Here is a 4,919-nt window from a genome sequence, read left to right as displayed (position 1 = left end):
TCGTCGCCGACTGTGTAGCCGTCGAGATGCACCTTGCCCAGATGACGCCCGTCAATGCCCCGATAGGGGGTGATCGCGATGCCGTCGGTCCCGCTCGGCAGCCGCGCGAGCATCGGCTCGGGGCCGTCCGCGAAGATCAGGAGATCGGTTGTGTGAGGGCCGACCTCGCACAACGGTACGGTGCCGCAAAGCGAGGCGCCATCCTTGTCGGGCGCGGCGGATACCGGAGTGGCCAGGCCGACCGGAAGGCCGAAGCCGACGGGCGCGAAAATGCGGCTTCCCGCGACCAGGCCGGCCAGCACGTCACTGCCGGCGCCGGCGGCGCGAAGGGCGGTCAACGCCGTGACGGAGGAGGCCACGAAGGGTTCGGGCAGGCGGGCGTGGCCCGCGGCATAGGCCAGGATCGCCGCCTCCGCCGCGCCAAGCCCGAGGCCGCCCGCGGCGTCGTCCGCCAGGATTCCGTGCCAGCCGAGATCGGCCATCCCGACCCAGCGATCCGCATCGAAGCCATCGGATTGTCGCAGCGCCGCCTCGCTGACGGCGCCGGTAAAACGCGTGGCGCTGTCACGGATCATTTCCGCCTCGTCGGAGGGCGTCAAGTGGTCGAGAAAGCTCATTGCAGCGTGTCCAGGGTGGCCTTGGCGAGAATCTCGCGCTGAATTTCGTTGGTACCGCCATAGATCGAGGTGGCGCGGCCGAAGAGGTATTCGGCGAGCGCCCCGTCGAAGAAGCCTTGGGGAAGATCGCTGACATCCTCCATCGCCTCGACGAACTGCGGGCCGCGTCCGGCCGCGAACGGGCCGAGGGCCGAGACCATGAGCTCGGCAAGCGCCTGCTGGATCTCGGCGCTCTTCAGCTTCAGCACCGATGGCCCGACGCTGGCGAAGGCGCTGTCGCGCCCCGTGGACAGGAGGCGGATTTCGGTGATCTCCAGCGCCGTGAGATCGGCTTCGATCCGGGCGAGGTCTCGCAGGAAAGCCTGGTCAGCGCATAACGGCGTGTCGCCAATGTGGCTGGCGCGTGCGATCCGCTTGAGCCGAGCAATCTGGCGGCGGCACCTGCCGATATTGGTGATCCCGGTGCGCTCGTTGCCGAGCAGGAACTTCGCATAGCTCCAGCCTTTGCCTGCCTCGCCGACCAGCCCGCTCTTGGGGATCTTCACGTCGGTGAAGAACACTTCGTTGAGCGAATGGGACATGTCGATGGAGATGATCGGTTTGATTTCGATGCCGGGCGTGTCCATGTCGAGCACGAAGAAGGAGATACCCTCCTGCTTGCGAGCGCCTTCGCCGGTGCGGGCCAGTAGGAAAATCCGGTCTGCGTAATGGGCTTTCGAGGTCCAGATCTTCTGGCCGTTCAGCAGGTAATGGTCGCCCCTGTCCTCGGCGCGGGTCTTCAGGCTTGCCAGGTCGGAACCTGATCCGGGCTCGGAAAAGCCCTGGCACCAGAAGTCTTCGCCGCTCAGGATGCGCGGCAGATACAGGTTTTTCTGATCCTGATTGCCGAAAGTGTAGAGCACCGGGCCGACCATTGCTGTGCCGAAGGGCAGGACCGAAGGCGCGGCATTGTTGCCGAGCTCGATTGTGTAGACAAAGCGCTGAAGCTGCGACCAGCCTGTGCCGCCGTATTCGACAGGCCAAGCGGGTGCGACCCAGCCCTTGGCGCTCAACTTTTTCAGAAAGGCGACAACTTCGGACTTGGTTGCCGAATAACCCATGTCGAGCCGGGCGCGGGTCTCGTCCGGCACGGCAGTGCGTAGGAATTGACGAACTTCCCCGCGGAACGCTCGCAGCGAGTCGTCAAGGAGCAAATCGATGTGATCCCAGACGTCATCCCTGGGCTGGCGGCACTCCGAATCTTTCATCGCGGAGCGATCCAGGTCGATATCGAGAACTGCGTTTTGTGCATTGTATCCCGGCTCCTCTCTCTGCCTCGGCGGTCTTCGGTTCCAATAAGTTCAAACTTTCAATTGGTCTTACCATTGCAATGAGTCGCGCCAATGTCAACTCCGTCCAATCACTATCGTCCTGGAGTCGGATTTTCGGTTCAGGCGCGATTATGTGGTTACCTGCCGCGAAACACCGGAGGGCGCTTTTCGAGGAAAGAGGCGATGCCTTCGGCCTTGTCCTCGGAGGACATCAGGAGTTGCAGCGCCTTGCGCTCGATCGTCAAAGCGGCATCGAGCGGGACGTCGGCACCCGAAAGTACAGCCTCTTTCGCCTGCCGCACGGCGAGCGGTGCGCGCTGAGCGATGCGCCCGGCGATGTCCAGCGCCGTGGTGAGCACATCACTGTCGGCGACAACCTCGCTGACAAGGCCGAGGCGTTCGGCCTTCTCAGCGCTCATCGTATCGCCGGTCAGAAGGAAACGCATTGCGGCGAACTTGCCGATTGCGCGGGGAAGACGCTGGGTGCCGCCCGCGCCGGGGATCAGCCCGACCTTGACCTCGGGCAACCCGAAACGAGCGCTCTCTCCGGCAATGATGATGTCGGCGTGCATCGCCAATTCGAAACCGCCCCCCAATGCAAACCCGTTGACGGCGGCGATCAGCGGCTTGGGAAAGGCGCCGATGGCCAGCCAGTAGCGTTCTGCCCCGATCCGGATCATGTCGATCGAGTTCGTCTCACCCAATTGCCTCAGATCGGCGCCGGCGGCGAAGATCTGGTCTCCGCCCGTCAGTATGACGCACCGAATAGTCTCGTCTTCGGCGAATTCGGCAAGCCCGTCGATAAGCTCCTGGCGCAGTTCGAAGGACAGGGCGTTGCGCGCGTCAGGCCGGTTGAGGGTCAGCAGGCCGATGCCTGGAGATGCGGTGTCCTTGAGGACGAGGCTCATGTCGACGCTCCTTCGTGAAGTTCCATGGTGCCGTTGGTGATGATCTGAACGCCCCGCTCAAGCGCGGTGCAGGTAAAAAGGGCGCGAGACCCTTCCCGCCAGATCGAGGTTCGGATGGTGTCGCCCGGAAAGGCGGGCGCGAAAAAGCGCACCGACAGGCCGCGAACTCGGGCCTCGTCATGCTCGCAAACTGTTTTAAGGAGCGCACAACCGGCGATGCCGTAGCTGCACAGACCATGCAGAACGGGCTGCGGAAAGCCGACGGCGCTTGCGATGTCCGGGTCGGCATGGACGGGATTCAGATCGCCATTGAGTCGATAGAGCAGGGCCTGCTGTCCGCTCGTGGGAATATCGCAGACCATATCGGCTTTGCGGTCGGGCAACGTCCATGGCCGCCCTTTCGGCTGCACCGCACCGCCATACCCGCCTTCTCCGCGCAGATAAGCAGTCCGGTTGACCGTCCAGAGCGGTATGCCGTTTGCATCGCTGACCTGGCATTCAAGCTCGACGAGCGCGCCCTTGCCGGCGCCCTTGTCCCAGACATTCACGATGCGAGAATGGCCGGTCAGCGGCTGTCCGACCGGAATGGCGCGATGCAAACGCACGGATTGTTCTCCGTGCAGCACGGAGTCCGCATCGATGCCGAGTTTCGGGTCTGCCACCCAATGTCCCGGCGTGCAGAGTACTGCCGCCATCGTGGGCGCCACCCGCAGGTGCTTCTCGTAGACGAACGGCAGGTCTCGCCGGTCGGTCGGATCCCGGCCGAAGCCGACAGAGAGGGCATAGAGCTGGCAGTCCCGGGCGCTTGGTGTCTGGGTCACCGGCGGGAAAACCAGGTTTGCGACAACATCGTGATTGAAAGCCATCAGTTTCCCCTTGGCGCGGCGCGGTTCAACCGCCGCCGTGAATGGAAAGAACAGTTCCGTTGGTGTAGGCGGAGCGGGGAGAAGCCAGGAACGCGACGGCGTTGGCAATTTCCTGCGGCGACGCCGGACGGGCGTAAGGGAGGCTCGCAGTCACTTCCGCAGCCCGGCCCTCGTCCCCGAATTCGTCTGCCGCACGTGCCTTGAGAAAGAGCTGCATCCGCTCCGTCGCGACGGGTCCCGGATTGAGCCCGACGATCCGGCCGCCCATCGCCCGGAACTGCTTTGCGTAGGCGCGTGTGAAGGCGACGAGCGCGGCATTTCCGACGGCCCCGCAGATGTAGTCCGGGCTCAGGCTCTCGGCCCCGGCGCCGATGATATTGACGATGACCCCCTTCCGCGCGGCGATGCGCGGCGCAAGGGCGCGTGTGAGGTTGATGTAGCCGAAGACCTTCAGATCCCAGGCAGTCCGCCATGTGTTCTCGTCGATGGCCTGAAGGTCGCCGGGCGGAATGGCTCCGGCATTGTTGACCAGGATGTCCACAGGCCCCGACCGCTGGGCCAGGCGGTCAATCCCCTCGCGGGTGGCGAGATCGGCGGCAACGGTGTCGGGCGTGCTGCCCGTCTCCCCGGCGATTTGCGCGGCTGCCGTGGCGAGGGTGTTGGCATTCCGCGCGACCAGCGTCACCCGCGCGCCCTCGCGGGCAAGCGTCAGCGCGGTGGCATGGCCGATGCCCTTGCTCGCGCCGGTGACAATCGCATTCAGGCCCGTCAGATCGAGCTGCATCGGTGGCTATCCTCCCCTGTTGGCGTGCAGCAGGCCGACCATGACGGCCATCTGCTCGATCAGCGGCAAGGTCGCCCCGGTTTGCCTGGCAAGCGTCCGGATGATGTCGATATCCTTGCGCAGATTGGCGGGGCTCGCGCCTTCATACGCGGGCAGAGCCGGCCCGTCGGAGAGGAAGGCGCGCATCGCTTCGGTATGCAGCGGCAGGCCGATCAGCGGTCCCTGCGCCATGTTGCGCCGCCACTCCCTGATCGCGGGCGTATCCGCGAAGCCGCCCGCGAAGGCATCGGGCAGCCTTGCGACGTCGACGCCCAGCCGCTCGCCCAGCACCAGCGCCTCCGCGACCGCGAACGCCGACAGGAAGCCGATCATCTGGTTGCAGGCCTTGGTCGCCTGACCGGTCCCGGTTGGCCCCATGTGAGTGATGTTGTCGC

General features: G+C 64.7%; 6 protein-coding genes. All 6 read right to left on the bottom strand.

Annotation, left to right across the window (positions count from 1 at the left end; translation table 11 throughout):
* The coding region (locus E1832_RS00215) for an acyl-CoA dehydrogenase family protein (protein WP_206020964.1) at nt 1-617 on the bottom strand (617 nt) is incomplete at its 3' end.
* Nucleotides 614-1,864 (bottom strand): acyl-CoA dehydrogenase family protein, encoded by a 1,251-nt coding sequence (locus E1832_RS00210; protein ID WP_133357778.1) that lies wholly within the window; start codon nt 1,862-1,864, stop codon nt 614-616. The genes E1832_RS00215 and E1832_RS00210, both read right to left, overlap by 4 nt.
* 200 nt (nt 1,865-2,064) lie before the next feature.
* Nucleotides 2,065-2,835 carry an enoyl-CoA hydratase-related protein gene (locus E1832_RS00205; RefSeq protein WP_133357776.1) on the bottom strand — a complete coding sequence of 257 codons (771 nt, stop codon included), beginning with the start codon at nt 2,833-2,835 and terminating at the stop codon, nt 2,065-2,067.
* Nucleotides 2,832-3,701: a MaoC/PaaZ C-terminal domain-containing protein gene (locus E1832_RS00200; protein ID WP_133357774.1), complete on the bottom strand. Its 870-nt coding sequence runs from the start codon at nt 3,699-3,701 to the stop codon at nt 2,832-2,834. Before E1832_RS00200 ends, E1832_RS00205 begins: the two co-directional genes overlap by 4 nt.
* Before the next feature lie 25 nt (nt 3,702-3,726).
* Nucleotides 3,727-4,485: a short-chain dehydrogenase/reductase gene (locus E1832_RS00195; RefSeq protein WP_133357772.1), complete on the bottom strand. Its 759-nt coding sequence runs from the start codon at nt 4,483-4,485 to the stop codon at nt 3,727-3,729.
* Between the two features lie 6 nt (nt 4,486-4,491).
* Nucleotides 4,492-4,919: NAD-binding protein (locus E1832_RS00190; RefSeq protein ID WP_133357770.1), on the bottom strand; the 428-nt coding region annotated here is incomplete at its 5' end.

Origin of the sequence: Antarcticimicrobium luteum, assembly GCF_004358185.1 — a bacterium.
In the GTDB taxonomy this organism is placed as follows: domain Bacteria; phylum Pseudomonadota; class Alphaproteobacteria; order Rhodobacterales; family Rhodobacteraceae; genus Antarcticimicrobium; species Antarcticimicrobium luteum.
The sequence above is the reverse complement of the archived record's forward strand: the minus strand, read 5'-3'. Positions and strand labels throughout refer to the sequence as shown.